The sequence below is a fragment of the Streptomyces sp. NPDC036813 genome, from assembly GCF_055609245.1.
On record NZ_JBVJPV010000014.1, the window covers coordinates 1 to 24,251 of the forward strand.

General features: G+C 70.3%; 21 protein-coding genes, 1 rRNA gene, 1 pseudogene and 1 riboswitch. Of the genes and pseudogenes, 14 read left to right on the forward strand and 9 right to left on the reverse strand.

Annotation, left to right across the window (positions count from 1 at the left end; genetic code table 11):
* The 11 genes from rrf to ACZ67Q_RS26820 all read left to right on the forward strand — a co-directional run.
* Positions 1-95: ribosomal RNA gene (gene rrf, locus ACZ67Q_RS26770) — 5S ribosomal RNA — on the forward strand; the annotation flags it as partial.
* Between the two features lie 109 nt (positions 96-204).
* The gene (locus tag ACZ67Q_RS26775; protein ID WP_361626716.1) at positions 205-813 is read left to right on the forward strand and encodes a CDP-alcohol phosphatidyltransferase family protein; all 609 of its coding nucleotides are present in this window, start codon (positions 205-207) and stop codon (positions 811-813) included.
* A gap of 118 nt (positions 814-931) precedes the next feature.
* Positions 932-3,427 carry a sugar phosphate nucleotidyltransferase gene (locus ACZ67Q_RS26780; RefSeq protein WP_471186832.1) on the forward strand — a complete coding sequence of 832 codons (2,496 nt, stop codon included), beginning with the start codon at positions 932-934 and terminating at the stop codon, positions 3,425-3,427.
* A gap of 108 nt (positions 3,428-3,535) precedes the next feature.
* Positions 3,536-4,441, forward strand: coding sequence for a DUF881 domain-containing protein (locus tag ACZ67Q_RS26785; RefSeq protein ID WP_471186835.1), 906 nt, complete (start codon positions 3,536-3,538; stop codon positions 4,439-4,441).
* On the forward strand, positions 4,438-4,770 hold the full coding sequence (locus tag ACZ67Q_RS26790; protein WP_003988855.1) for a small basic family protein: 333 nt from the start codon (positions 4,438-4,440) through the stop codon (positions 4,768-4,770). Before ACZ67Q_RS26785 ends, ACZ67Q_RS26790 begins: the two co-directional genes overlap by 4 nt.
* A 5-nt stretch (positions 4,771-4,775) precedes the next feature.
* Positions 4,776-5,642, forward strand: coding sequence for a DUF881 domain-containing protein (locus tag ACZ67Q_RS26795; RefSeq protein WP_471186837.1), 867 nt, complete (start codon positions 4,776-4,778; stop codon positions 5,640-5,642).
* Between the two features lie 190 nt (positions 5,643-5,832).
* Positions 5,833-6,666, forward strand: coding sequence for an FHA domain-containing protein (locus tag ACZ67Q_RS26800; protein ID WP_471186839.1), 834 nt, complete (start codon positions 5,833-5,835; stop codon positions 6,664-6,666).
* A 43-nt stretch (positions 6,667-6,709) separates the two neighbouring features.
* Positions 6,710-7,447: a transcriptional regulator FtsR gene (gene ftsR, locus ACZ67Q_RS26805; protein ID WP_471186842.1), complete on the forward strand. Its 738-nt coding sequence runs from the start codon at positions 6,710-6,712 to the stop codon at positions 7,445-7,447.
* Positions 7,448-7,532: 85 nt separating this feature from the next.
* The gene (locus tag ACZ67Q_RS26810; RefSeq protein ID WP_053666762.1) at positions 7,533-8,006 is read left to right on the forward strand and encodes a bifunctional nuclease family protein; all 474 of its coding nucleotides are present in this window, start codon (positions 7,533-7,535) and stop codon (positions 8,004-8,006) included.
* A gap of 271 nt (positions 8,007-8,277) precedes the next feature.
* On the forward strand, positions 8,278-8,961 hold the full coding sequence (locus tag ACZ67Q_RS26815) for a MerR family transcriptional regulator (protein WP_471186845.1): 684 nt from the start codon (positions 8,278-8,280) through the stop codon (positions 8,959-8,961).
* Positions 8,962-9,091: 130 nt separating this feature from the next.
* Positions 9,092-10,588: a DNA polymerase IV gene (locus ACZ67Q_RS26820; protein ID WP_471186847.1), complete on the forward strand. Its 1,497-nt coding sequence runs from the start codon at positions 9,092-9,094 to the stop codon at positions 10,586-10,588.
* A gap of 85 nt (positions 10,589-10,673) precedes the next feature.
* Here ACZ67Q_RS26820 and ACZ67Q_RS26825 read toward each other — a convergent pair whose 3' ends face one another.
* The gene (locus ACZ67Q_RS26825) at positions 10,674-11,045 is read right to left on the reverse strand and encodes a PRC-barrel domain-containing protein (RefSeq protein WP_361626691.1); all 372 of its coding nucleotides are present in this window, start codon (positions 11,043-11,045) and stop codon (positions 10,674-10,676) included.
* A gap of 113 nt (positions 11,046-11,158) precedes the next feature.
* A riboswitch (glycine riboswitch) is annotated at positions 11,159-11,254 on the forward strand.
* A gap of 176 nt (positions 11,255-11,430) precedes the next feature.
* Here ACZ67Q_RS26825 and gcvP point away from each other — a divergent pair.
* A complete protein-coding gene (gene gcvP / locus ACZ67Q_RS26830; RefSeq protein WP_471186851.1) occupies positions 11,431-14,316 on the forward strand; it encodes an aminomethyl-transferring glycine dehydrogenase in 2,886 nt (961 codons plus the stop codon).
* Between the two features lie 51 nt (positions 14,317-14,367).
* Here gcvP and ACZ67Q_RS26835 read toward each other — a convergent pair whose 3' ends face one another.
* The 6 genes from ACZ67Q_RS26835 to ACZ67Q_RS26860 all read right to left on the reverse strand — a co-directional run bounded on the left by ACZ67Q_RS26835 (position 14,368) and on the right by ACZ67Q_RS26860 (position 20,295).
* Positions 14,368-14,787, reverse strand: a complete 420-nt coding sequence (locus ACZ67Q_RS26835) for a TOBE domain-containing protein (RefSeq protein ID WP_471186854.1) — start codon at positions 14,785-14,787, stop codon at positions 14,368-14,370.
* 28 nt (positions 14,788-14,815) lie between these two features.
* On the reverse strand, positions 14,816-15,901 hold the full coding sequence (locus tag ACZ67Q_RS26840) for an ABC transporter ATP-binding protein (protein WP_471186857.1): 1,086 nt from the start codon (positions 15,899-15,901) through the stop codon (positions 14,816-14,818).
* Positions 15,902-16,015: 114 nt separating this feature from the next.
* Positions 16,016-16,861, reverse strand: coding sequence for a molybdate ABC transporter permease subunit (gene modB / locus ACZ67Q_RS26845; RefSeq protein WP_471186859.1), 846 nt, complete (start codon positions 16,859-16,861; stop codon positions 16,016-16,018).
* On the reverse strand, positions 16,858-17,679 hold the full coding sequence (gene modA, locus ACZ67Q_RS26850; RefSeq protein WP_471186862.1) for a molybdate ABC transporter substrate-binding protein: 822 nt from the start codon (positions 17,677-17,679) through the stop codon (positions 16,858-16,860). The genes modB and modA overlap by 4 nt, the downstream gene beginning before the upstream one ends.
* Before the next feature lie 184 nt (positions 17,680-17,863).
* Positions 17,864-18,259, reverse strand: a complete 396-nt coding sequence (locus ACZ67Q_RS26855) for a TOBE domain-containing protein (RefSeq protein WP_471186865.1) — start codon at positions 18,257-18,259, stop codon at positions 17,864-17,866.
* A gap of 80 nt (positions 18,260-18,339) precedes the next feature.
* Positions 18,340-20,295: an APC family permease gene (locus ACZ67Q_RS26860; RefSeq protein WP_471186868.1), complete on the reverse strand. Its 1,956-nt coding sequence runs from the start codon at positions 20,293-20,295 to the stop codon at positions 18,340-18,342.
* Between the two features lie 346 nt (positions 20,296-20,641).
* Between ACZ67Q_RS26860 and ACZ67Q_RS26865 the strand changes: the two are divergent.
* A pseudogene (locus tag ACZ67Q_RS26865) lies at positions 20,642-20,740 on the forward strand (potassium-transporting ATPase subunit C); the annotation flags it as partial.
* A 93-nt stretch (positions 20,741-20,833) separates the two neighbouring features.
* On the opposite strand, the gene ACZ67Q_RS26870 reads toward ACZ67Q_RS26865, so the two are convergent.
* Positions 20,834-21,040, reverse strand: coding sequence for a DUF5999 family protein (locus tag ACZ67Q_RS26870; RefSeq protein ID WP_366839115.1), 207 nt, complete (start codon positions 21,038-21,040; stop codon positions 20,834-20,836).
* Positions 21,041-21,404: 364 nt separating this feature from the next.
* Positions 21,405-21,989, reverse strand: coding sequence for a hypothetical protein (locus ACZ67Q_RS26875; protein WP_471186871.1), 585 nt, complete (start codon positions 21,987-21,989; stop codon positions 21,405-21,407).
* Between the two features lie 579 nt (positions 21,990-22,568).
* On the opposite strand from ACZ67Q_RS26875, the gene ACZ67Q_RS26880 reads away from it, so the two are divergent.
* Complete coding sequence (locus ACZ67Q_RS26880) at positions 22,569-24,086, forward strand: glutamate-cysteine ligase family protein (RefSeq protein WP_471186874.1); 1,518 nt, start codon at positions 22,569-22,571, stop codon at positions 24,084-24,086.
* Positions 24,087-24,251 lie beyond the last annotated feature (165 nt).

The following is a 24,251-nucleotide window of genomic DNA, read 5'->3' on the forward strand; positions in this document are numbered from 1 at the left end:
AAACGCCCGGTTACATTCCGAACCCGGAAGCTAAGCCTTACAGCGCCGATGGTACTGCAGGGGGGACCCTGTGGGAGAGTAGGACGCCGCCGAACTCCTTTTAGAGCTCTGGCTCTTGGGCAGACAGCCCAAGAGCCAGAGCTTTTTTGCGTTGAGGTAGGGTCAGGGGGCATCGTTGGCTCATTTCCTACTGGAGGCCCCCGGGTGGAGGTCCAGGAGACTCGTGTTCAGACGGACCGGGTCCTCACCATCCCCAACATCCTCAGCATGGCGCGGCTCGTCGGCGTGCCCCTGTTCCTGTGGCTCATTCTGCGCCCCGAGTTCGGCGGCCCGAAGAGCGACGGCTGGGCACTTCTCGTGCTGGCCCTGAGCGGTGTCAGTGACTATCTGGACGGGAAGCTCGCCCGGCGCTGGAACCAGATCAGCAGCCTCGGTCGGCTGCTCGACCCCGCGGCCGACCGGCTCTATATCCTCTCCACTCTCGTCGGCCTCACCTGGCGCGAGATTCTGCCTCTTTGGTTGACCGCTGTACTGCTTGCGCGGGAGCTGGTTCTGCTGGTGATGGTGGGCATCCTCCGCCGGCACGGCTATCCGCCGCCGCAGGTCAACTTCCTCGGCAAGGCCGCGACCTTCAACCTGATGTACGCGTTCCCGTTGCTGCTGCTCAGTGACGGGTCTGGCTGGCTGCCGTCACTCGCTGCTATTTTCGGATGGGCGTTCGCCGGATGGGGTACAACGCTGTACTGGTGGGCAGGAGTCCTCTACGTGGTACAAGTCCGCCGCCTGGTCCGAGCGGATGCCACGGCCGACTGACTCCTCTCGCCCGTCGACGGTGACGGCGGTCCCCGATGGCCCGCTCTGGGAAAGTACGGGAGAATCTGGACGGGAGTAGTCGGCTAGACCGTCGTCTTTAGAGGAGGACGCTTCCGACATGAAGGCCGTCGTGATGGCCGGAGGCGAAGGCACTCGCCTTCGCCCCATGACCTCGAGCATGCCCAAGCCGCTTCTGCCGGTCGCGAACCGACCGATCATGGAGCACGTGCTGCGGCTGCTCAAAAGGCATGGGCTCAACGAGACCGTCGTAACAGTGCAGTTCCTGGCGTCACTGGTCAAGAACTACTTCGGTGACGGTGAAGAGCTCGGCATGGAGCTCACCTATGCCAATGAGGAGAAGCCACTCGGTACTGCCGGAAGCGTCAAGAACGCCGAAGAGGCATTGAAGGACGATGCCTTCCTCGTCATCTCCGGTGACGCCCTGACCGACTTCGACCTCACCGAGCTGATCAATTTCCACAAGGAAAAGGGCGCGATGGTCACGGTCTGCCTGACCCGTGTGCCCAATCCGCTGGAATTCGGTATCACCATCGTCGACGAGGAAGGCAAGGTCGAGCGCTTCCTGGAGAAGCCGACCTGGGGCCAGGTCTTCTCGGACACCGTGAACACGGGCATCTACGTCATGGAGCCCGAGGTGTTCAACTACGTCCAGCCCGATGTGCCCGTCGACTGGTCCGGTGACGTCTTCCCGCAGCTCATGAAGGAGGGCAAGCCGATCTACGGCTTTGTCGCCGAGGGCTACTGGGAGGACGTCGGCACGCACGAGAGCTATGTGAAGGCGCAAGCCGACGTCCTGGAGGGCAAGGTCGACGTCGACATCGACGGCTTCGAGATCTCGCCGGGCGTGTGGGTCGCGGAGGGCGCGGAAGTCCATCCGGACGCCGTTCTGCGCGGTCCGCTGTACATCGGTGACTACGCCAAGGTGGAAGCCGGCGCCGAGATTCGCGAGCACACCGTGGTGGGCTCCAACGTCGTCGTCAAGAGCGGTGCCTTCATGCACAAGGCAGTGGTGCACGACAACGTCTACGTCGGGCAGCACAGCAATCTGCGCGGATGCGTCGTCGGCAAGAACACCGACATCATGCGGGCGGCTCGGATCGAGGACGGCGCCGTCATCGGTGACGAGTGCCTGGTCGGCGAAGAATCGATCGTGCAGGGCAATGTGCGGGTCTACCCGTTCAAGACGATCGAGGCCGGCGCCTTCGTCAACCAGTCGGTCATCTGGGAGTCCCGCGGACAGGCCCATCTCTTCGGCGCCCGAGGTGTGTCCGGCATCCTCAACGTGGAGATCACGCCGGAGCTTGCCGTGCGGCTGGCCGGCGCCTACGCCACGACCCTCAAGAAGGGCTCCACGGTCACCACGGCCCGCGACCACTCCCGTGGTGCCCGGGCGCTGAAGCGCGCGGTGATCTCCGCGCTGCAGGCCAGCGCCATCGACGTACGCGATCTGGAGAACGTGCCGCTGCCGGTGGCGCGGCAGCAGACCGCGCGGGGGAGTGCCGGCGGCATCATGATCCGGACCACTCCCGGGGTGCCGGACTCGGTCGACATCATGTTCTTCGACTCGCAGGGCGCCGACCTCTCGCAGGGCGGGCAGCGCAAGCTCGACCGGGTGTTCGCGCGGCAGGAGTACCGGCGTGCGTTCCCCGGCGAGATCGGTGACCTGCACTTCCCGGCCAGCGTCTTCGACTCCTACACGGGGTCGCTGCTGCGCAACGTGGACACGACCGGCATCGCCGAGTCGGGTCTGAAGGTCGTCGTGGACGCTTCCAACGGAAGCGCCGGTCTGGTGCTGCCCTCTCTGCTGGGCAAGCTCGGCGTGGACTCACTGACGATCAACCCCGGTCTCGACGAGACCCGGCCGACCGAGACGACGGAGATGCGCCGGGCGGGCCTGGTGCGGCTCGGTGAGATCGTGGCGTCCTCGGGTGCCGCATTCGGTGTGCGGTTCGACCCGGTCGGCGAGCGACTGTCGCTCGTGGACGAGAAGGGCCGGATCATCGAAGACGACCGGGCCCTGCTGGTGATGCTCGACCTGATCGCGGCGGAGCGGCGCAGCGGCCGGGTGGCGCTTCCGGTGACGACCACGCGGATCGCCGAGCAGGTGGCCGCCTACCACGGCACCCAGGTGGAGTGGACGACCACCTCGCCGGACGACCTGACGAGGGTCGGCGGCGAGGAGGGCACCATCTTCGGCGGTGACGGCAAGGGCGGCTTCATCGTCCCCGAGTTCAGCAGCGTCTACGACGGTACGGCCGCCTTCGTACGGCTGATCGGTCTGGTCGCGCGGACGCAGCTCACGCTCAGCCAGATCGACGCGCGGATTCCGCGGGCGCACGTGCTCAAGCGCGATCTGGCGACCCCGTGGGCCGTGAAGGGGCTCGTCATGCGGCGGGTCGTCGAGGCGGCGGGAGACCGCCATGTGGACACCACCGACGGGGTGCGCGTCGTGGAGCCCGACGGGCGCTGGGTGATGGTGCTGCCGGACCCGGCCGAGGCGGTGACCCATCTGTGGGCGGAGGGTCCCGACGACGCCTCTGCTCAGGCCCTGCTGGACGAATGGTCGGCCGTGGTGGACAGCGCGGGACGCTAGGCGCAACGGCACGCGTGCGTGCCGGACAAGGCTCCCCAACAGGGGCCTGTCCGGCACGCCGGTGGGGCCATTCGGAGGAATCCGTCGCGACGTGCGACGATGTGCGGCATGCCGCAGCAGCCCCCCGTTCGGAGCACTCGTACGCCACCGTCGCGGCCGGACGCGTCCATGTCGCTGCTCACCAACGTCATGGACCACAGCCTCGACGACGGCTATGCGGAGGCCGCCGCCCGTAAGCGGGCGGCCGGTTCGGGAGGCCTGCCGAAGACGCTGAAGGCCAAGCTGGGGCTCGCCGCCGGACTGGTGCTCGCGGCGCTCGTGGTCACCGTCGGCGCCGCGCAGGCGCGGGTGGCGGCCCCCGTTGTCGCCAAGGAGCGCCAGGAGCTGCTCGACCGGATCGACCGGGAGACGAAGACGGCCGACGACCTCGAGGGCACCGTCGACCAGCTGCGTGACGAGGTGAGCGCGCGGCAGCGCGAGGCGCTCAGGACGAGCGGGGGCGGCGAGCAGGCGGAGCTCGTGGGCATCCTGTCCGGGGCGACCGCCGTGCACGGGCCGGGCGTGAAGCTGGTCGTGGACGACGCCAAGGAAGCCACTTCCGGACAGGCCGGAAACCCGCGGGAGACCAGCGGGTTCTCCGACACGGGCCGGGTGCGCGACCGGGACATGCAGCGGGTGGTCAACGGCCTGTGGGCGTCCGGCGCCGAGGCCGTGGCGATCAACGGGCAGCGGCTGACGGCACTGTCCGCGATCAGGGCCGCGGGGGACGCGATACTGGTCGACAACAAGCCTCTGGTGCCGCCCTACACGGTGCTGGCGGTGGGGGACGGCGAACAGCTGAGCGCGCGGTTCCAGGACAGCGCGGACGGGCTGTATCTGAACGCCCTGCAGGAGAACTACGGCATCCGTACCAACATCTCCGTGCAGAGCGACCTCCGGCTGCCCGCGGCGCCGAGCGTGATCGTACGTACAGCACAGCCGAACACGGCAAAGACTGAGAAGGGCACATCGTGATCGCCGTACTGGGCCTCGTCGTGGGAGTCGTGGCCGGCCTGTTGGTCCGGCCGGAGGTTCCGGCGGTCGTCGAGCCGTATCTGCCGATCGCCGTCGTGGCGGCACTGGACGCCGTCTTCGGTGGTCTGCGGGCCATGCTCGACGGCATCTTCGACGACAAGGTCTTCGTGGTGTCGTTCCTGTCGAACGTGGTGGTGGCCGCGCTGATCGTGTTCCTCGGGGACAAGCTGGGCGTGGGTGCGCAGCTGTCCACGGGTGTCGTGGTCGTGCTCGGCATCCGGATCTTCTCCAATGCCGCGGCGATCCGACGGCACGTGTTCCGGGCGTGAGGGCGATGAGCAACGAGGACGAGACGCCCGAGAACAGCAGCGACCAGCCCGGGACACCCGACCACAAGCTGCGCCGGGAGTTGCCCGAGGAGGTGCCGGCGCAGGCCCCCGAGGCCGAGGCCGCTCCCGGGGCCGCGCCGGACGGTGCGGTGAGCGGTCGGCAGCGACTGGTGAAGGGGCTGTGGCCGCCGCGTGTCACGCGGGCCCAACTGATCGTGGCTGTGCTGCTCTTCGGTCTGGGCTTCGGGCTCGCCGTCCAGGTCGCCTCCAACAGCGACAGTGACAGCGCGCTGCGCGGCGCCCGGCAGGAGGATCTTGTCCGGATCCTCGATGAACTCGACGACCGCACACAGCGTCTAGAGGACGAGAAGCAGGGGCTCGACAAGCAGCGCCAGGAGCTGGAGAACAGCTCCGACCAGGCCGAGGAGGCCCGCAAGCAGACGGTGGAGAAGGAACGGCAACTCGGCATTCTGGCGGGCACGGTGGCGGCGCAGGGCCCCGGCATCACGATGACCATCGACGACCCGAAGGGGACGGTCCAGGCGGACATGCTGCTCGACGCGATCCAGGAGCTGCGCGCGGCGGGCGCGGAGGCGATCCAGGTCAACGATGTCCGGGTGGTCGCCGGCACCTACCTGACCGACTCCGGCAAGAGCGTGAGCGTCGACGGGAACAAGATCACCGCGCCCTATCGTTTCAAGGTCATCGGCAAGCCGCAGGACCTCGAACCGGCGCTCAACATCCCTGGAGGCGTGGTGCAGACCCTGGAGAAGGAGCAGGCCACGGTGACTGTCGAGCGATCGAGCAAGATCGTCGTGGACGCCTTGCGAGCGGCGAAGCAGCCTGACTACGCTCGGTCGTCCTCCCAGTGAACCGGGGGTGCATGGGGGGCGTCGCACGAGGGCATGAGCTTGCGGGGGGTCGGCGCACCGAAGGGGTGGTGCGTGGTGGAAACTGTTTGGTGGATACGGACGTTGTGAGGATGTCCGGGTCGACCGGTGTGTTCAGTCAGGGTTCGTCCTGCCCCACGGGCGGGTCTGTTTCGGTCAAGGGGAATCGCCCGTGAAGTTGTTTGCGAGGTTGTTCGGCAAGAGCGCGCGAGAGGGCAGCGACAGCAACGCGACCGCTCGCCATCGTGCCCAGCCGGACGAAGAGGCACAGCGTCCGCTGTTCCGGGACCAGGTGGCTGGTCCGGGCGGTGGCATTTCCGGAGGTCAGGGCGCGCCGTCTGTTGACCCTGGCCAGGCCGGCGGCATAGGTTTCGGCCAACCGTCAACCTCAGGTACGGGTGGAGGGTTCTCGTCCGACCCGTACGCGTCCCATGCCCCGGCGGGGCAGCCGCAGCAGGAGGATCCGTCCATGTCGGCCCTGGTCTGCACGAGGTGCGGTCACCGCAACGCGGAGAACAGCCGCTTCTGCAACAACTGCGGTGCGCCGCTGCGCGCCGGGGCGGTGCCGGAGCGTGCCTCCGAGACGACGTCCACGATCTCCATCTCAGGCATCGAGGCCTACGACGCCGAGGTCACCGGTCAGACGCAGCTTCCGGCGCTGTCCCCGGAGGCGCAGGCGGCCGTGGACGCCCTGCCGCTGGGTTCCGCGCTCCTGGTCGTGCGTCGCGGGCCGAACCAGGGCAGCCGCTTCCTGCTGGACGGTGAGCTGACCACGGCCGGCCGTCACCCGCAGAGCGACATCTTCCTGGACGACGTCACGGTCTCGCGCCGCCACGTGGAGTTCCGGCGCAGCCCGGACGGCACGTTCACGGTCGCCGACGTGGGCAGCCTCAACGGCACCTACGTCAACCGCGAGCGCATCGACCAGGTCGCCCTGCACAACGGCGACGAGGTGCAGATCGGCAAGTACCGGCTGGTCTTCTACGCGAGCCAGCGGGGCTACTGACCCTCCCTCGGACTGAGTCCGGGGGCACCCCCAGGGAAGGTCCATGCTTCGAACACCGGGCGGCGGTGCCGGCCACGGCACCGCCGCGGCGGACAGTGGTCTGATGAGCATCGGCACCGTGCTGAACGTGCTGCGCGAGGAGTTCCCCGAGGTCACCATCTCCAAGATCCGTTTCCTGGAGTCGGAGGGGCTGATCGAGCCGCAGCGGACCCCTTCGGGCTATCGCAAGTTCAGCGCCCAGGACGTCGAGCGCCTCGGCCGGGTGCTGCGGATGCAGCGGGACCACTATCTGCCGCTGAAGGTGATTCGCGAGCACCTGGACGCCGTGGAGCGCGGCGAGAGCGTCCGCCTGCCGACGCTCGGCCGGCAAAGGGACGGCGAGCAGCTGCGTGAGCTGCCGCAGCAGCCCACCGTCGCCCGGATCGGCCGCGCCGAGCTGCTGGCCGCCGCGGAGATCGGGGAGCAGGAACTCCAGGAGTGGGAGTCGTACGGCCTGATCGCTCAGCTGGAGGAGGGCGTGTACGACGCGGAGGCGGTCACCGTGGCCTCGCTGATCGCCCAGCTGGGCCGGTTCGGGATCGAGCCGCGCCATCTGCGGGTGATGAAGGCCGCCGCCGACCGCGAGGCCGGGCTGGTGGAGCAGGTGGTGGCCCCGCTCAAGCGCCACCGCAATCCGCAGACCAGGGCTCATGCCGAGGACCGGACGAAGGAGCTGGCGGACCTCGCCGTCAAGCTGCATGCTGCGCTGGTGCAGACCGCTCTCGGGGTGCGGCTGCCCTGAGCCGGGCGGGCGCCGGATGTGATGATCATCCATGCGTTCCCTGCCCGACTACCCAAACATCCCGGGCACGGCCTAGGGTTGCTGTGTGAACGAGCTCGATGTCGTAGGTGTCCGGGTCGAAATGCCCTCCAACCAACCGATCGTGCTCCTGCGCGAAGTGGGAGGCGACCGTTACCTCCCCATCTGGATCGGGCCGGGGGAGGCGACGGCGATCGCTTTCGCCCAGCAGGGCATGGCCCCCGCGCGGCCGCTGACCCACGACCTGTTCAAGGACGTGCTGGAGGCCGTCGGTCAGGAACTCACCGAAGTCCGCATCACGGACCTGCGTGAAGGCGTCTTCTACGCCGAGCTGGTGTTCGCCAGCGGCGTCGAGGTGAGCGCCCGTCCGTCCGATGCCATAGCGCTGGCGTTGCGCACCGGCACGCCGATCTACGGCAGTGACGCGGTGCTCGACGACGCGGGCATCGCCATTCCGGACGAGCAGGAGGACGAGGTGGAGAAGTTCCGCGAGTTCCTCGACCAGATCTCGCCGGAGGACTTCGGCACCAGCAGCCAGTAGCCGCGGGAAACGGGGCCGGCGCGGGCCGGGAGGTCCGGTCCGCGCAGGTCGCGGCGTGCGGCGCGGCGGTCGACAATGTCGGCATGTGCCGATGGCGCGTGAGAGCGTCCTACGCCCTGCCTCGAGCGCATTCGGCTAGCCTTTCCCCGCGATGGGGTACGGGAAACCACTCTTAGGGTGATTATCACTCGGCGTGCCGAGTGTGGCGGTCGTTGACGCACCCCTGGTGGCTGCCTACCTTCGAGAAGGCAGGTCGAGGACGGAGGTCGGCGTGAGAAGCAGCGGCGGCGGTAGGGCTGGGGGTGCCCCCGAACGCGGTTTCGGCGGGAGCGGTCCCCTTCCTTCCCCTGGCTCTCGGCTGCGCTCGAGCAGCGGGTATGCCCATCCCGGCAGCGCGACCGATCACGCTCCGCAGCGACCGACGGCCGTGCCGAGCGGCGGAGAGGCGACGTCCATGGCGTCCGAGGAGATCGGCTACCGGGGTCCGACGGCCTGCGCGGCCGCCGGAATCACCTACCGGCAACTCGACTACTGGGCCCGCACCGGACTTGTCGAGCCCAGCGTGCGGCCCGCCTACGGTTCCGGTACGCAGCGCCTGTACAGCTTCCGTGACGTCGTCGTCCTGAAGATCGTCAAGCGGTTCCTCGACACCGGGGTGTCGCTGCAGAACATCCGCACCGCCGTCCAGCACCTGCGCGAGCGGGGATTCAGCGACCTGGAGCGCATGACCCTGCTCAGCGACGGCGCGACCGTCTACGAGTGCACCTCGCCCGACGAGGTGCACGCCCTGCTGCAGGGCGGACAGGGCATCTTCGGCATCGCCGTCGGCGTGGTGTGGCGGGACGTGGAGCACGCGCTGTCGCAGCTGCACGGCGAGCGTGTCGACACGGGCGAGACCCTGGTCGGGCACAACCCGGGGGACGAGCTGGCGCGTCGGCGCAACCGGGCGGTCTAGCGCAACCGGGCGCTCTGGCCCGCAGCCTCGGCTGCCGCCGTGCGACGCGGTGCCGGCTCCGCCGCCGCGGGACCGTGCCGGACCGGCCGTCGGGGCGGCGTTGTCAGTTGTGTGGTGCAGGATCGGACATGTGAGGACCGCGCCCACGATTCTGCATCTGGACATGGATGCCTTCTTCGCCTCGGCGGAGCAGGCGTCCAAGCCCAGCCTGCGCGGGAAAGCCGTCGTCGTGGGCGGGCTCGGGCCGCGCGGGGTGGTGGCGACCGCGTCGTACGAGGCGCGCGTCTTCGGGGTCCATTCGGCGATGCCCACGGCCCAGGCGCGCCGGCTGGCGCCGAACGCCGCGTATCTCACGCCCCGCTTCACCTTCTACCGGGCGATCAGCGAACAGGTGATGGGGCTGCTGCGGGCGCTCTCGCCGCTGGTGGAGCCGCTCAGTCTGGACGAGGCGTTCGTGGACCTGGAGGCCGGGGGAGTCGCCTGGGACAGTGCGTCGGCCGAGCGGGCGGGGCTGAAGCTGCGCGCTGACATCCGGGCGGTCACCGGGCTGACCGGGTCGGTGGGGCTCGCCGCGTCCAAGATGATCGCCAAGATCGCCTCCGAGCGGGCCAAGCCGGACGGGCTGGTGCTGATCGAGCCGGGTACCGAGCGGGCGCTGCTCGGGCCGCTGTTGGTGCGGACCCTGCCGGGGGTCGGGCCGGCGACCGGCGACCATCTGCGGCGGGCGGGGATCACCACGGTCGACGAGATCGTGGAGGCCGGTGAGGACGAACTGGTCCGGCTGCTGGGCAAGGCCCACGGGCACGGTCTGTACGCCATGGCGCTGGCGCACGACGATCGGCCCGTGGTGGCGGAGCGGGAGGCCAAGTCGGTCTCCGTCGAGGACACCTACGACGTGGACATCCACGACCGGCTGCGGATCGGGCTCGAGGTGCAGCGGCTGGCCGACCGGTGTGTGCGGCGGCTGCGCTCCGCCGGCCTGTCCGGGCGGACCATCGTGCTGAAGGTGCGGCGGTACGACTTCTCGACGCTCACCCGGTCGGAGACGCTGCGCGGGCCCACGGACGATCCCGCGGTGGTCCGGGAGGCGGCGCTGCGGCTGCTGGACGCGGTGGACACCACGGGCGGGGTGCGGCTGCTCGGCGTCGGCGTCAGCGGGCTGGCCGACTACACCCAGGAGGACCTCTTCGCGCAGGCGGCGGGGGCGCGGGCGCGGGCGGAGGCACCGCAGGAGGACGACGACGTTCCACACGCGCCGCAGCCCCTCGCCGAGGAACCCGAGCCGGCGGAGCGGCGCTGGCTGCCGGGGCACGACGTGCGGCACACGGAGTACGGGCACGGGTGGATCCAGGGCAGCGGCCTGGGCCGGGTCACGGTCCGCTTCGAGACACCGGACTCGGAGCCGGGCCGGGTCCGGACGTTCCGGACGGACGACCCCGCGCTGGAGCCGACGGAACCGCTGCCGCTGGTGCGAAGACCGGACGTCCCGGCGGCGCACCTCGACGAAGCGGCTCCGGGGACGGCCGGACCGGGGGCCGGGTCTGCGGCCGACGGGCGAGCGGCCGACGGCACCGAGGCCGGCCACCCGGCGGCCAGCGGGTGGAGGGGGCCGTCTTCCCTCGGCTGAAGCGGCGTACACGGGTGTGCCGGCCCCGTACTGCCGCGTGGGGACGGGTGTGCTGGTGGGAATGGGTTCGGTCCGGATCTGCCGGTCAGGGCTCCTCCGTGCCCGCCACTTTGCCGAAGTCGTGGTCCTGGAGCGGGGGAGGGGCGGCGATGTCGAGGCCGTAGTGGTGGTAGAGCTGGAGTTCCTGTTCCGGTGAGAGATGGCGGCCCACGCCGAAGTCGGGGGCGTCCTTGATCAGGGCGCGTTCGAAGGGGACGTGCAGTGCGCCCTCGATCAGTTCGCTCGGCTCCAGCGGGACGAAGGCGTCCCTGCTGAACAGACCCGTTCGTATGGCGGCCCACTCCGGCACGCCCGTCGCGTCGTCGAGATAGACCTCGTCGACGGTGCCGATCTTGACGCCGCTGCGGTCGAACGCCTTGCGGCCGATCAGGTTGCGCGGATCGATCTCGGTCTGCACGGGCCCTCCACTCGCTCGCAAGACTGTTGTAAGCACTACGAAAGAGCACAATCGTGACGGCGGCCACTCGAGGGCCCCGGCGTTGACCTCGCTGGTAGGCTGACTACGGCTGCTGACCCCGTGCGGGAGAGTCCTCCAGACATCATCGGAGGCGCCGAAGGAGCAAATCCTCCCCGGAATCTCTCAGGCTCACGTACCGCACGGACGAGGTCACTCTGGAAAGCAGGGCGGGTGCCGACGGCCTCCGCTCTCACCGACGGTGAAAGCCGGGTGCTCTCGGGCGCTCCGGTGAAGCTCTCAGGTCGAGATGACAGAGGGGGAGGCCGTTCGGGTACCCGTGCCGTGGTGCCCCTCGAAGGTCGTGTCAGACCAGGAGGCCTCCGCAATGACCGCCCATCGCATTCCGCTCTCCGAGCTCGAGAAGGGGATTCCCTTCGAGCAGCGTCACATCGGCCCCGACCACGAGGCTCGGGCCAAGATGCTCGCCCAGGTGGGGTACGGCTCGCTGGACGAGCTCACCGCCGCCGCGGTGCCGGATGTGATCAAGAACGCCGACGCCCTCGACCTGCCGGGCGCCCGCAGCGAGGCCGAGGTGCTCGCCGAGCTGCGCTCCCTGGCCGACCGCAACCAGGTCCTCGGCTCGATGATCGGCCTCGGTTACTACGGCACCTTCACGCCGCCGGTCATCCTGCGCAACGTCATGGAGAACCCGGCCTGGTACACGGCGTACACGCCCTACCAGCCGGAGATCTCCCAGGGCCGGCTCGAGGCGCTGCTGAACTTCCAGACCACGGTCGCCGACCTGACCGGTCTGCCCACCTCCGGTGCCTCCCTGCTCGACGAGAGCACGGCCGCCGCCGAGGCGATGGCGCTGTCCCTGCGCATGGGCAAGAACAAGAAGGGTCTCTTCCTGGTCGACGCGGACGCGCTGCCGCAGACCATCGCCGTCATCCAGACGCGTGCCGAGCCGACCGGCGTCGAGGTCGTCGTCGCCGACCTCAGCGACGGCATCCCGGCCGACATCGCCGCCCGCGAGATCAACGGCGTGCTGCTCCAGTACCCGGGCGCCTCCGGTGCCGTTCGCGACATCAAGCCGGTCATCGACCAGGCGCACGAGCTGGGCGCGCTGGTCACCGTCGCCGCCGACCTGCTGGCGCTGACGCTGCTGAAGTCGCCGGGCGAGCTGGGCGCGGACATCGCGGTCGGCACCACGCAGCGGTTCGGTGTGCCGATGGGCTTCGGCGGCCCGCACGCCGGCTACATGGCCGTACGCGAGAAGTTCGCGCGCAGCCTGCCCGGGCGGCTCGTGGGCGTGTCCGTGGACGCGGACGGGAACAAGGCGTACCGGCTGGCGCTGCAGACGCGTGAGCAGCACATCCGCCGGGAGAAGGCCACCAGCAACATCTGCACCGCGCAGGTGCTGCTCGCCGTGATGGCCGGGATGTACGCCGTGTACCACGGGCCGGACGGCCTGAAGGGCATCGCCCAGCGCACGCACCGGTACGCCAGCATCCTCGCCGAGGGCCTGAAGGCCGGCGGCGTCGAGGTCGTGCACGGCGTCTACTTCGACACCGTCACCGTGCGGGTGCCGGGCCGGGCCGCCGAGGTCGTCGCCGCCGCGCGGGACAACGGGGTCAACCTGTACCTGGTCGACGCCGACCACGTCTCCCTCGCCTGCGACGAGACCACGACCCGCGACCAGCTGGCCGCCGTGTTCGGCGCCTTCGGCGTCGAGGGCGACATCGAGGCGCTGGACGCCTCCGCCGGTGACGCGCTGCCGCAGGACCTGCTGCGCTCCGACGCCTACCTGACCCACCCGGTCTTCCACCAGCACCGCTCCGAGACGGCGATGCTGCGCTACCTGCGCAAGCTGTCCGACCGCGACTACGCGCTCGACCGCGGCATGATCCCGCTGGGTTCCTGCACCATGAAGCTCAACGCGACGACCGAGATGGAGCCGGTCACCTGGCCCGAGTTCGGCCAGCTGCACCCCTTCGCGCCCGCCGAGCAGGCCGAGGGCTACCTCACGCTCATCCACGAGCTGGAGGACCGTCTCGCCGAGGTCACCGGCTACGACAAGGTCTCGCTGCAGCCGAACGCCGGCTCCCAGGGTGAGCTGGCCGGTCTGCTGGCCGTGCGCGGCTACCACCGTGCCAACGGCGACGAGCAGCGCACCGTCTGCCTCATCCCGTCCTCCGCGCACGGCACCAACGCCGCCAGCGCCGTGATGGCCGGCATGAAGGTCGTCGTCGTCAAGACCGCCGAGGACGGCGAGATCGACGTCGAGGACCTGCGGGCGAAGATCGAGCAGTACCGCGACGAACTGGCGGTGCTGATGATCACCTACCCGTCGACGCACGGTGTGTTCGAGGAGCACGTCGCCGACATCTGCGCCCAGGTCCACGAGGCCGGCGGCCAGGTGTACGTCGACGGCGCCAACCTGAACGCGCTGGTCGGCCTGGCCAAGCCGGGCCACTTCGGCGGTGACGTCTCCCACCTGAACCTGCACAAGACGTTCTGCATCCCGCACGGCGGCGGCGGCCCCGGCGTCGGCCCGGTCGCGGTCCGCGAGCACCTCGCGCCGTACCTGCCGAACCACCCGCTGCAGCCCACCGCCGGCCCGGAGACGGGCGTCGGCCCGATCTCGGCCGCGCCGTGGGGCTCCGCGGGCATCCTGCCCATCTCGTGGGCGTACGTCCGCCTCATGGGCGGGGAGGGCCTGAAGCAGGCCACGCAGGTCGCCGTGCTGTCCGCGAACTACATCGCCAAGCGCCTCGAGCCGCACTACCCGGTGCTGTACACCGGCCCCGGGGGCCTGGTCGCGCACGAGTGCATCATCGACCTGCGCCCGCTGACCAAGGCGACCGGCGTGAGCGTGGACGACGTCGCCAAGCGGCTCATCGACTACGGCTTCCACGCGCCGACGATGTCCTTCCCGGTGGCCGGCACGCTGATGATCGAGCCGACCGAGTCCGAGGACCTGGCCGAGCTGGACCGATTCTGCGACGCGATGATCGCCATCCGCGCGGAGATCGAGAAGGTCGGCTCCGGCGAGTGGTCCGCGCAGGACAACCCGCTGCGGAACGCCCCGCACACCGCCGCTGCGCTCGGCGGGGAGTGGGAGCACGCCTACAGCCGCGAGGAGGCCGTCTTCCCGGCCGGTGTGTCGGCCGCGGACAAGTACTGGCCGCCGGTGCGCCGTATCGACCAGGCCTTCGGTGACCGGAACCTGGTCTGCTCGTGCCCGCCGCTGGACGCGTACGAGGACTGAGACGTCCTGAGGTGAGTGAGGGCCCCCGGCTTCGGGGGCCCTCGTTCCGTTTCAGGCGGTCGCCAGGGCCACCTCGGTGGCCTTGATCAGGACGACGACGGAGGAGCCCGCCGACAGCGCGAGGTCGGTGGCGGCGTCCTTGGTGATGGCGGCGGTCAGCTCGGTGCCCTCGACGGCGACCTTGACGATGGCCATGGCGCCGCCGCTGGTGACGTCGGTGACCGTGCCGGGCAGCTGGTTGCGGATCGACAGGCCCTCGACGGGGCCCGTCGCGAGAGAGACCTCCGTGGACTTGACCAGGGCGCGGACGGCGGAGCCCGGGGCGAGGCCGAGGTCCTCTGCGGCGTCCAGGGTGACGGCGGCGGTGAGTTCCCGGCCGCCCTTCAGCTGGACCCGGACGGTGGCCATGGCCTCGCCGGACTGGACGGCGGTGACGGTGCCGGAGAGCTGGTTGCGGATGCTCAGGGTCATGGCGCCCCACCGTAGCGCCGGTGTCCGGTCAGGCCGGGTATGCGTGGGTCTGCGTCGCCTTGACGGTCGCCCAGACCGGTGCACCCGGGTGCAGGTCCAGCTCGGCCGCGGCGACCGTGGTGAGGTCGGCGGCCAGAGGCAGCTCACCCGTGAGGTCGGCGCGGATCTGGTCGCCGTGGGTCTCCAGGCCGGCCACTTCACAGCGCCACAGGTTGCGGGCGCTGGAGCCGGTCGGGCACTCGCGGTGCAGGGTGACCGCGCCCGGCGGGAACGCGACGAAGACATGGCCGGTGAGGTGCTCGGTGGTGGTGATCTCGGGGCCGGCCTCGAGGGTCACGGTGTGGCCGTCGGCCCGGCCGCGGTAGAGGTTCAGGCCGACCAGCTGGGCGATGTAATCGGTGCGCGGGTGGCGGGCGATGTCACCGGGGGTGCCCTCCTGGACCACCCGGCCGTGCTCGATCACCACCAGGCGGTCGGCGAGGACCATGGCGTCCAGCGGGTCGTGCGTGACCAGGACGGCCACGGCTTCGAACCGGGCGAGATGGCGGCGCAGCTGGGCGCGCACCTCCAGGCGGGTACGGGCGTCCAGGGCGGCCAGCGGCTCGTCCAGCAGCAGCAGCCGGGGCCGGGTGGCGAGCGCGCGGGCGAGGGCGACGCGCTGGGCCTGGCCGCCGGACAGACGGCGCGGCTTGGCGCCGGCGTGCTCGGCGAGGCCCATCCGCTCCAGCCACCCGGCGGCTTCGGCGCGGGCCTCCGCCTTGCTCGCTCCCTGGCAGCGCGGCCCGAACGCCACGTTGTCCAGGGCCGTCAGATGCGGGAAGAGCAGGTAGTCCTGGAAGACGACACCCACCGGGCGGGACTCGGGCGGGGTACGGTCCAGGCTCGTGCCGTCGAGGCACAGCCGGCCGCCGGTCAGCGGAGCGAGTCCGGCCAGGGCGCGCAGGGCGGTGGTCTTGCCGGCGCCGTTCGGACCGAGCAGGGCGACGACGTCGCCGGGAGCTGCCTTCAGGGTCACGTCGAGCCGGAAGGAGCCGCGGTCGACGACGAGATGGGCGTCCAGACCCTCGGCGCCTCGGGCGGGGGATACGGTCGTCGGCTTCTCGGTGTCGGTCACGGGGCGGTCGTCTCGGTGCACGAGCTGGACTTTTCGGTGTCGGTCACGAGGTGGTCCTCTTGGCGTCGAGCGGGTCTTCTCGGCGTCGGTCACGGGCGCTCTTCCCGGTGCCGGTCATGAGGCGCTCATCCATCGGTCCCGCAGACCCGCCAGCACGGCCACGGACACGGCGAGCAGCACCAGGCTGAGCGCGATGGCCGCCGCCGGGTCGTTCTGCAGCGCGAGGTAGACCGCGAGGGGCATGGTCTGTGTCCGGCCGGGGAAGTTGCCGGCGAAAGTGATCGTGGCCCCGAACTCGCCGAGCGCCCGCGCCCAGGCGAGCACCGCGCCCGCCGCGACGCCCGGCGCGATCAGCGGCAGGGTGACCCGGCGGAAGGCGGTGAAGCGGGAGGCGCCCAGGGTCTGCGCGGCCTCCTCGTAGCGGCGGTCGGCGGCGCGCAGGGTGCCCTCGACGCTGATGACGAGGAAGGGCATCGCCACGAAGGTCTCCGCGAGGACGACGCCCGTCGTGGTGAACGGCAGGGTGACGCCGAACCAGGAGTCCAGCCACTGCCCGATCACGCCGTTGCGGCCGAGGGCGAGCAGCAGGGCGACGCCGCCGACCACCGGCGGCAGGACGAGGGGCAGGGTCACCAGGGCGCGCACGAGACCGCGTCCGGGGAATTCGGTCCGGGCCAGCAGCCAGGCCAGGGGCACGCCGACGACCAGGCTCAGCGCGGTCGCGGCGGTGGCGCAGATCAGGGACAGCTGGAGCGCCTGCCACACCTCGGTGCTGGTCAGCTGGTCCGGCAGGGTGCTCCAAGGCGCCCGGATCAGCAGGGCGGCCAGCGGCAGCACCAGGAACGCCAGGCCCAGCAGCGCGGGCAGCAGCAGGGCGAGGGGGACGCCCGTGCGGGCGCGGCGGCGCCGCGGACCGCCCTGAAGGGTGTCCGCGGCGCCGGTCCTGCCCAGGGACGTCACGGCTTCAGGAACCCGGCCTCGGCCAGCACCTTCTGGCCCTCGGCGGACCTGACCAGGTCGATGAAGGCCTGGGCGGCCCGGGCGTTGGGCGCGTCCTTCAGCAGGGCGATCGGGTAGTCGTTGACGGCCTTGGCCGACTCTGGGAACTCCACGCCCTGCACCTTGTCACCGGCCGCCTTCACATCCGTCTTGTACACGACGGCGGCGTCGGCCTCCTTCAGCTCGACCTTCGTCAGGGCGCTCTTGACGTCCTGCTCGTAGGAGACCGGGGTGAGCGTCAGACTGCTCGCCTTGAGGGCCTTCTGGGCGGCTGCGCCGCACGGCACCTTCTTGTCGCACAGCACGACCTTCAGACCGGACTTGGTGAGGTCCTTCAGGGAGGCGACCTTGTCGGGGTTGCCCGGCAGGGTGGCGATCTCCAGCTGGTTGCGCACGAAGGTGGTCGGCGCCGCGGCCGTGTCCTTGGCATCCGAGACGATCTTCATCGTCTTCGGGCTGGCGGCGGCGAACACATCGGCGGGGGCGCCGCCGGTGATGCTCGCCGCGAGGGAGTCGCTGCCGCCGAAGTTGAAGCTCACCTTGGTGCCCGGGTGGGCCTTCTCGAACTCCTGGCCGAGAGCGGTGAAGCTCTCCTTGAGGGAGGCGGCCGCGAAGACGGTGACCGTGCCGGTCACCTGCGGCGACGACGACGCGCTCGAGGTGGCCGACGAGCCGGAGGAGTCGGCCGAGTCGGAGGACGAGGAGCAGGCGCTCAGCGCCAGCAGCGCGGCGGCCGACGCACCGGCGATCGACAGGGTCCGGCGGGCGGGACGGGTCATCACGGGTTGACTCCCTCGGTGCTCATGGCGGAGGCAGCCCAGCGGACCCCTCCCATCTGCCGATCATACTGGCGCATCTGCCAGGGAGAAGTCTGCTGTCGCATCGCATGAGCTATGCCGGAGGATGTCACGGGCGGCATGTGCGTTCGTACGGCACCCGTGACGCATGTGTCTGCGGCGCGGGTCAGGCGCGGTCGATGTGTACGTTTGTCGACTTCACGCGGGCGGTGGCCTCCATGCCGACCTCCAGGCCCAGCTCCTCGACGGCCTCCCGGGTGAGCAGGGAGACCAGCCGGTGCGGCCCGGCCTGGATCTCCACCTGGGCGGCGACGTCGCCGAGCTTGATGGCGGTGACGATGCCGTGGAAGGCATTGCGGGCGGAGGTGTACGGCGTCTCCTCCTCACCGGTGCCCGCCTTCGCGAGTTCCACGGAGAACGCCGCCAGGTCCCGTCCGTCGATCAGCCGCCGTCCGCTGTCGTCGCGGTGGGTGGTCACGCGGCCGGCGTCCGCCCAGCGGCGCGCGGTGTCGGGGCTCACGCCGAGGAGCCGGGCTGCCTGGCCGATTGTGTAGGACTGCATGCCGGTCACGATAAGGGCGCGGGCGACACGCACCCGATGCGGGGCGGCCGGTGTGTCAGCCGGTGTGGGCGCGGGGGGTGTCAGCCCGTGTGGACGCGAGGGCGCCGCTCGCGGTCCGGTTCGGCCTCGCGCAGCACCTCACGCGTCACCGGGGCGACCTCGCCCGAACCGAAGAGGAAGAAGCGCAGGAAGTTGCGGAACGGATTGCCCTCGGTCCACTCGAAGTAGATGTGCGGAGTGCAGCCGGTGGTGTCACGGACGTGCAGCAGCAGCGCAGCCAGGGCGTTGGGCACGGAGGGGGAGTGCAGCGTCAGGACGCGGTAGCGGCCGTGCAGGACCTCGCCGCACACAGTGAGACCGCCCTCGAACTCCGACGGGTCGGTGACGGTCACCTCGGCGAAGACGAAGTCGTCCTGCTCCGGCATGTCGTTGTCCTCGCGGATCTGCTCGATCTTGTCGCGGTACTCCGCCTTGTCGCGCCGGTCGGGCTCGTTGGCGATGAAGCGCATCTTCCGGCTCGACATGTCCCGTATGAACCGCTCGGCCATCGGATCCAGAGTCACGCTGGTCACCCGCAGCTCGAAGGCGCGCAGCAGGCGCGACAGCAAGGAGATGAGGATGATGCCGGCGATGAAGCAGGCGCCGATCTTCACGCCGTCCGGGCGCTCGATGACGTTGACGACCGTGGTGTAGAGGAACACCGCCGAGATCACCGCGAAGCCGATGGTCCAGCCGCGCTGGCCGGCCTTGCGGGCCGCGATGGTCACGGCGATCGCGGCGGAACTGATCAGCACCAGCACGCCGGTGGCGTAGGCGCCGCCCTGCTTGTCGACGTTGGCGTCGAAGATCCAGGTGACCAGGAACGCGACCAGGGTGAAGACGAGGACCATCGGGCGCACCGCGCGGGCCCAGTGCGGGGCCATGCCGTAGCGGGGCAGGTACCGGGGCATCAGGTTGAGCAGCCCGGCCATCGCGGAGGCTCCGGCGAACCACAGGATGGCGATGGTGGAGATGTCGTAGACCGTGCCGAAGGCGCCACCGAGGTAGTGGTGGGCGAGGTAGGCCAGCGCGCGGCCGTTGGCGGCGCCGCCCGGCTCGAACTCCCGCTCCGGGATCAGCAGCGTGGTGATGAAACTGGTCGCGATCAGGAAGCAGCTCATGACCAGGGCGGCCGTGGTCAGCAGCTTCTTCGTGTCCCGGATGCGGCCCGCCGGATCGGCCTCCGTGTCGCCCGGGTCACCCTTCACGTGCGGCATCACCGCGACGCCGGTCTCGAAGCCGGACAGGCCGAGCGCCAGTTTGGGGAAGACGAGCAGGGCCACACCGACCATCGCAAAAACGTTTCCGTGCTCGGCGGTCAGGGCGTTGGACCAGTCCGTGACGAGATGCCCGGCAGTGACCACGTGGTAGAAGCCGACGATCACGACGACCACGTTCAGCAGCAGATAGATGCCGACCAGTACCACGGCGACGCCGATCGCCTCCAGGAAGCCCTTGAGGAACACCGCGCCGAGCAGGGCCACCAGCAGCAGCGTGATCAGCATCTGCTTGTCGTGCAGGGCACTGGTCAGGTGCGGGTTCTCCACCAGGTGCGTGGAGGCGTCGGCCGCCGACAGGGTGATGGTGATGAGGAAGTCGGTGGCGGCGAAGCCGAGCAGGGTGAGCACGAACAGCTTGCCCTGCCAGAACGACAGCAGCCGCTCCAGCATCGCGATCGACCCCTCGCCGTGCGGGCTCTCCTTGGCCACGCGGCGGTAGACGGGCAGTGCGCCCGCGAGGGTGACGATGACCAGCACGAGGGTCGCCACGGGGGAGAGCAGGCCGGCCGCGAGCGCGGCGATGCCGGGCTGGTAGCCGAGGGTGGAGAAGTAGTCGACACCGGTCAGGCACATCACCCGGTACCAGCGCTGTCCCTTGTGCGGGGGCTCCGGCGCGGCGTGCGGCCCGGTGTGTCCGCCGTTCTTGCCCATGTCGGACAGCCCCTCCAGCATCCACGTGCGCAGACGACTGGGAGGGGGGTGCTCGGTGGTGGCCATCGGGGTGCTCCTGAAGTGCGGCTCGGCGTGTGGATTCGGCCATCACGCGGTCGGCGGCACCAGCGTATGCGGAGCGTGACGTAGGGGCCTTCGGATCGAGGGCCGGGGAGCGTCAATCTTGCGTTAAGACTGGCGGTGCAGGTGGGCCGCAGGTGGGAGACGGCGATTGCGCCGGACGGGGAGTGCGGTGACCGGCCGGAGGGCGGGGGCCGGGAGGTTCCCGGAAGGGGCGCCGGGACGGATCCGCGCGGCCCCTCGGGCACCGAACGCGCGTCGGGCGGGGAGGCCGCCGCTGTCTCGTCCTCGCCCGATCTTCCCGGAGAGGTTCTGACGGTGACATCAGCTGGAGCACACCGAGGGGCGCACGTAGGGGTTCATCGGCGAGCCCCGCGTCAACGTGCTGCGGCTCAGCCTCGCGCTGAGGGAGCTGGTCGAGCGGCGCTGACCCCGCCGCGGGGCGGGTGCGGCGGGGAGAGGGCGCGCAGCGTGCGGGGCCGGTGCGCAGCGGTGGCTGCGGCCGGCCCCGGGAGGTGGTGGATCAGGCGGCCGTCATCACCCGGCCGGCGTCCAGCGGGCGGTGCGGCGCGATGATCTTGCCGTTGGGCAGGAGTTCGCCGGTGTCCTCGAAGAGGAGTACGCCGTTGCACAGCAGGCTCCAGCCCTGCTCCGGGTGGTGCGCCACGAGACGGGCGGACTCCCGGTCGGCTGAATCGGCTGACGGGCAAGGCGGCTGGTGCTGGCACATGGTGGGTGGGATCTCTCGCTCTGTTGTGGTCATGTCCGCCCCCGTTGGAAAGTCGGTCGGAATCCAGTGTTGCCCCACGGGCGTCAATCCGCAGGGATTTCGCAGCACCGCTCCTTCACAGAATGATGACGCATCACCCGCGCGGCTGGTTCAGCGCAACTGACCTGCACGTTCGGGTGGTTTCCCGTGGCCGGGGATGACTAGTCCGGATGGGGCGGGCGGTTATTCGAGCAGCCTCGTACGAGCGATGAATTGCTCGTTCGAGCGAATTGAAAGTGGGGGCGCCGTGTGCGCGGGCCCCGCTTCCGGTGGGGAAGCGGGGCCCGGTGTGCCGAAGGCCGGGGCAAACCCGGTGAGACGCAGGTCAGGCGGGCTGGCCGAGCAGCGGGGCCGGGGTGGCCCGCAGGGTGAGGACCGGCAGCAGGTCGGAGACCCGGTGCGGGCGGTGCGCGGCGATCCCCGGCGGCGCAGGCGCCAGCGGCACCAGCAGATCGGTGGCCTGCGGATGCCCCGTCGCCGCGTCCGCCGCGCAGTCCCCGTGCAGCCACAGGGTGAGCATGTACAGCGCGGGCACGGACAGCAGTCGCGCCTGGTACGGCTGCCCGACCGACTCCGCCTGGCGCAGCGCCCGCTCGGTGGAGGCGACGTAGGGTCCTTCGAAGAAGTGCGAGAAGGCCCAGCCGTCGGGTGTCAGCCGGGTCTCGGCCGCCGCCACCGCTCGCTCCCCGCAGCGGATCAGGAAACGCCAGCCGACCAGCCGCGTGGCCCGCACTCCCTCCGGGGTGATCGCTTCCAGCACGTGCACGGGCAGCGGCAGATCGGGCGTCGCCGGCCCCTCGGCATTACGGAGGGACGGAGTGGGTGCTTGACGGACCGCGGTCGGGGAACCGAGTGCCGTGAGGACGGAGCGAAGTGCGGGCGCGGGAGCCGGGGGTACATGCAGCGGCATGGTGGGTCGCCTCTCATTCGGCAGGCACGGTGGCGTGAGGGCGGGGCGTGGGCGGACGACGCTGTCAGCTCTCGGGATCAGGGGTCGGCTAGGCAGGGTCCTGGGTCGGAGTGGGAAAGAGGTGCGCTGTGGCCCGTCGTCCGTCACCCCGACGACAAGCCTTCGACCGGGGGCGCCAACCTGCTGCCCTGTCCCGCGAGTTTATACGACACGTGTTCAGCCTGTGTTTCGTCTAGCCGTTTCCGGAGCACACGGCAAGAGACTATTCGGTCGGCGATTCGCGGGAATCATCCCGATTCCGCGGGGGATGAACGGCGGTGACCTCGGGAAGTGCAGGTCCAGGGGTCGGCCAATTCTCGTCGGCGTTTTTTACGAGATCCATTCCCGGGGAAAATGCCGGGCGCCGTATGCCTTGCGAATGTGCCACTGGACAACCCGCCGGACAACCCGGCAAGCCTAGCCGCTCCCGCTGGAGCGCGCATGCGTTATGGATCGCTTCGGCTGGGCATCATCCCCCGTGCACCGGACACCGGAGGCCCGATCACCGGGCCCCGCCCCACCTGAGGAAGGGACGCTTCGATGGGCGAGAAGGTCGTGGCAGGCTCGTTCGACCTGTCCGATCGCCAGCGCTATCGCGACAAGCTGCAGCAGTGCCTGACGGGGCTGGAGCGGCTTCTGGCCCAGCAGCGGTTCGACCGTCCGAAGAACCTGATGGGGCTGGAGATCGAACTGAATCTGGTGGGCGCCGACGGCCTGCCGAAAATGCTCAACGCGGAAGTGCTGGAGCGGATCGCGAGCCGTGACTTCCAAACAGAACTCGCCATGTTCAACCTGGAAGTGAACATAGCCCCCCACCGTCTCGGAGACCGGGTATTCGACCGGCTTGCCGAGGAACTGCGCATCGCCCTGGCCTACGCCGACCGCAAGGCATCGGAGGTCGACGCCGGAATCGCGATGATCGGCATTCTGCCCACGCTGGACCGGGACGATCTGGTCTCGTCCAATCTTTCCGACGTGGACCGTTACACCCTGCTCAACGACCAGATCGTCGCCGCCCGTGGTGAGGACTTCACGCTCGACATCGAGGGTGTGGAACATCTGCGGTGCACCTCCAGGTCGATCACTCCGGAGGCGGCCTGCACCTCCGTGCAGCTGCACCTCCAGGTCACGCCGGGCCGCTTCGCCGACGTGTGGAACGCCGCGCAGGCCGTCGCCGCCGTACAGGTGGCTCTCGGTGCCAACTCGCCGTTCCTCTTCGGCCGCGAGCTGTGGCGCGAGTCGCGGCCGCCGCTGTTCCAGCAGTCCACCGACACCCGCCCACCCGAGCTCAAGGCCCAGGGCGTGCGGCCGCGCACCTGGTTCGGCGAGCGGTGGATCACCTCGGCGCACGACCTGTTCGAGGAGAACCTGCGCTACTTCCCGGCGCTGCTGCCGATCTGCGACGAGGAGGACCCGCTGGCGGTGATCGACGCCGGCGGGACGCCCAAGCTCGCCGAGCTGGTCCTGCACAACGGCACGGTCTACCGCTGGAACCGGCCCGTCTACGACGTCGCCGACGGCGTCCCGCACCTGCGGGTGGAGAACCGCGTGCTGCCCGCCGGGCCGACCGTCACCGACGTGGTCGCGAACGCGGCCTTCTACTACGGCGTCGTCCGCGCCCTCGCCGAGGACGCGCGGCCGGTGTGGACCCGGCTGCCGTTCGAGGCGGCCGCCGCCAACTTCGACGCCGCGTGCCGGTACGGCATCGACGCCCGCCTGGAGTGGCCGCGACGCGGCCGGCTCGGCGGCACCACGACGGTCGACGCGGTCAGCCTGGTCCGCGACGAGCTGCTGCCGCTGGCTGAGGCGGGTCTCGACGCGTGGGGCATCGAGCCCGTCGACCGGGACCTCTACCTCGGAGTGATCGACGAGCGGTGTCGGCGGCGCGCGAACGGGGCGACCTGGCAGGCGGCCACCTTCCACAGCGCGCAGGAGAAGGGACTGTCCCGCGAGGCGGCCCTGGCGGCGACGACCCGGCGCTACTGCGAGCTGATGCGCAAGGGCGACCCGGTCCACAGCTGGCCGGTGGGGCTGCCGGAGCCGGTGCCGCTGGGCTGAGCGGCGCCCGCGGCCCTGACCGGGGACGCGGGGGCCGCCGGACTGCGCCGCCGGACGCCCCGCGACCGGGGCCGACGGACCGCCGCCGCCGGACGTGCCCCCCATCGGGGGCCGAACGGACTGCGCGGCCCGACGCGGATCGCATCGGGGGCCGAACGGACTGGG

Coding starts and splice junctions, on each gene's coding strand:
- ACZ67Q_RS26780 (WP_471186832.1), top strand. CDS start 932: ATGAAGGCCGTCGTGATGGCCGGAGGCGAAGGCACTCGCCTTCGCCCC.
- ACZ67Q_RS26785 (WP_471186835.1), top strand. CDS start 3,536: ATGCCGCAGCAGCCCCCCGTTCGGAGCACTCGTACGCCACCGTCGCGG.
- ACZ67Q_RS26795 (WP_471186837.1), top strand. CDS start 4,776: ATGAGCAACGAGGACGAGACGCCCGAGAACAGCAGCGACCAGCCCGGG.
- ftsR (WP_471186842.1), top strand. CDS start 6,710: ATGCTTCGAACACCGGGCGGCGGTGCCGGCCACGGCACCGCCGCGGCG.
- gcvP (WP_471186851.1), top strand. CDS start 11,431: ATGACCGCCCATCGCATTCCGCTCTCCGAGCTCGAGAAGGGGATTCCC.
- ACZ67Q_RS26835 (WP_471186854.1), bottom strand. CDS start 14,787: ATGACCCTGAGCATCCGCAACCAGCTCTCCGGCACCGTCACCGCCGTC.
- modA (WP_471186862.1), bottom strand. CDS start 17,679: ATGACCCGTCCCGCCCGCCGGACCCTGTCGATCGCCGGTGCGTCGGCC.
- ACZ67Q_RS26855 (WP_471186865.1), bottom strand. CDS start 18,259: ATGCAGTCCTACACAATCGGCCAGGCAGCCCGGCTCCTCGGCGTGAGC.
- ACZ67Q_RS26860 (WP_471186868.1), bottom strand. CDS start 20,295: ATGGCCACCACCGAGCACCCCCCTCCCAGTCGTCTGCGCACGTGGATG.
- ACZ67Q_RS26870 (WP_366839115.1), bottom strand. CDS start 21,040: ATGTGCCAGCACCAGCCGCCTTGCCCGTCAGCCGATTCAGCCGACCGG.
- ACZ67Q_RS26875 (WP_471186871.1), bottom strand. CDS start 21,989: ATGCCGCTGCATGTACCCCCGGCTCCCGCGCCCGCACTTCGCTCCGTC.
- ACZ67Q_RS26880 (WP_471186874.1), top strand. CDS start 22,569: ATGGGCGAGAAGGTCGTGGCAGGCTCGTTCGACCTGTCCGATCGCCAG.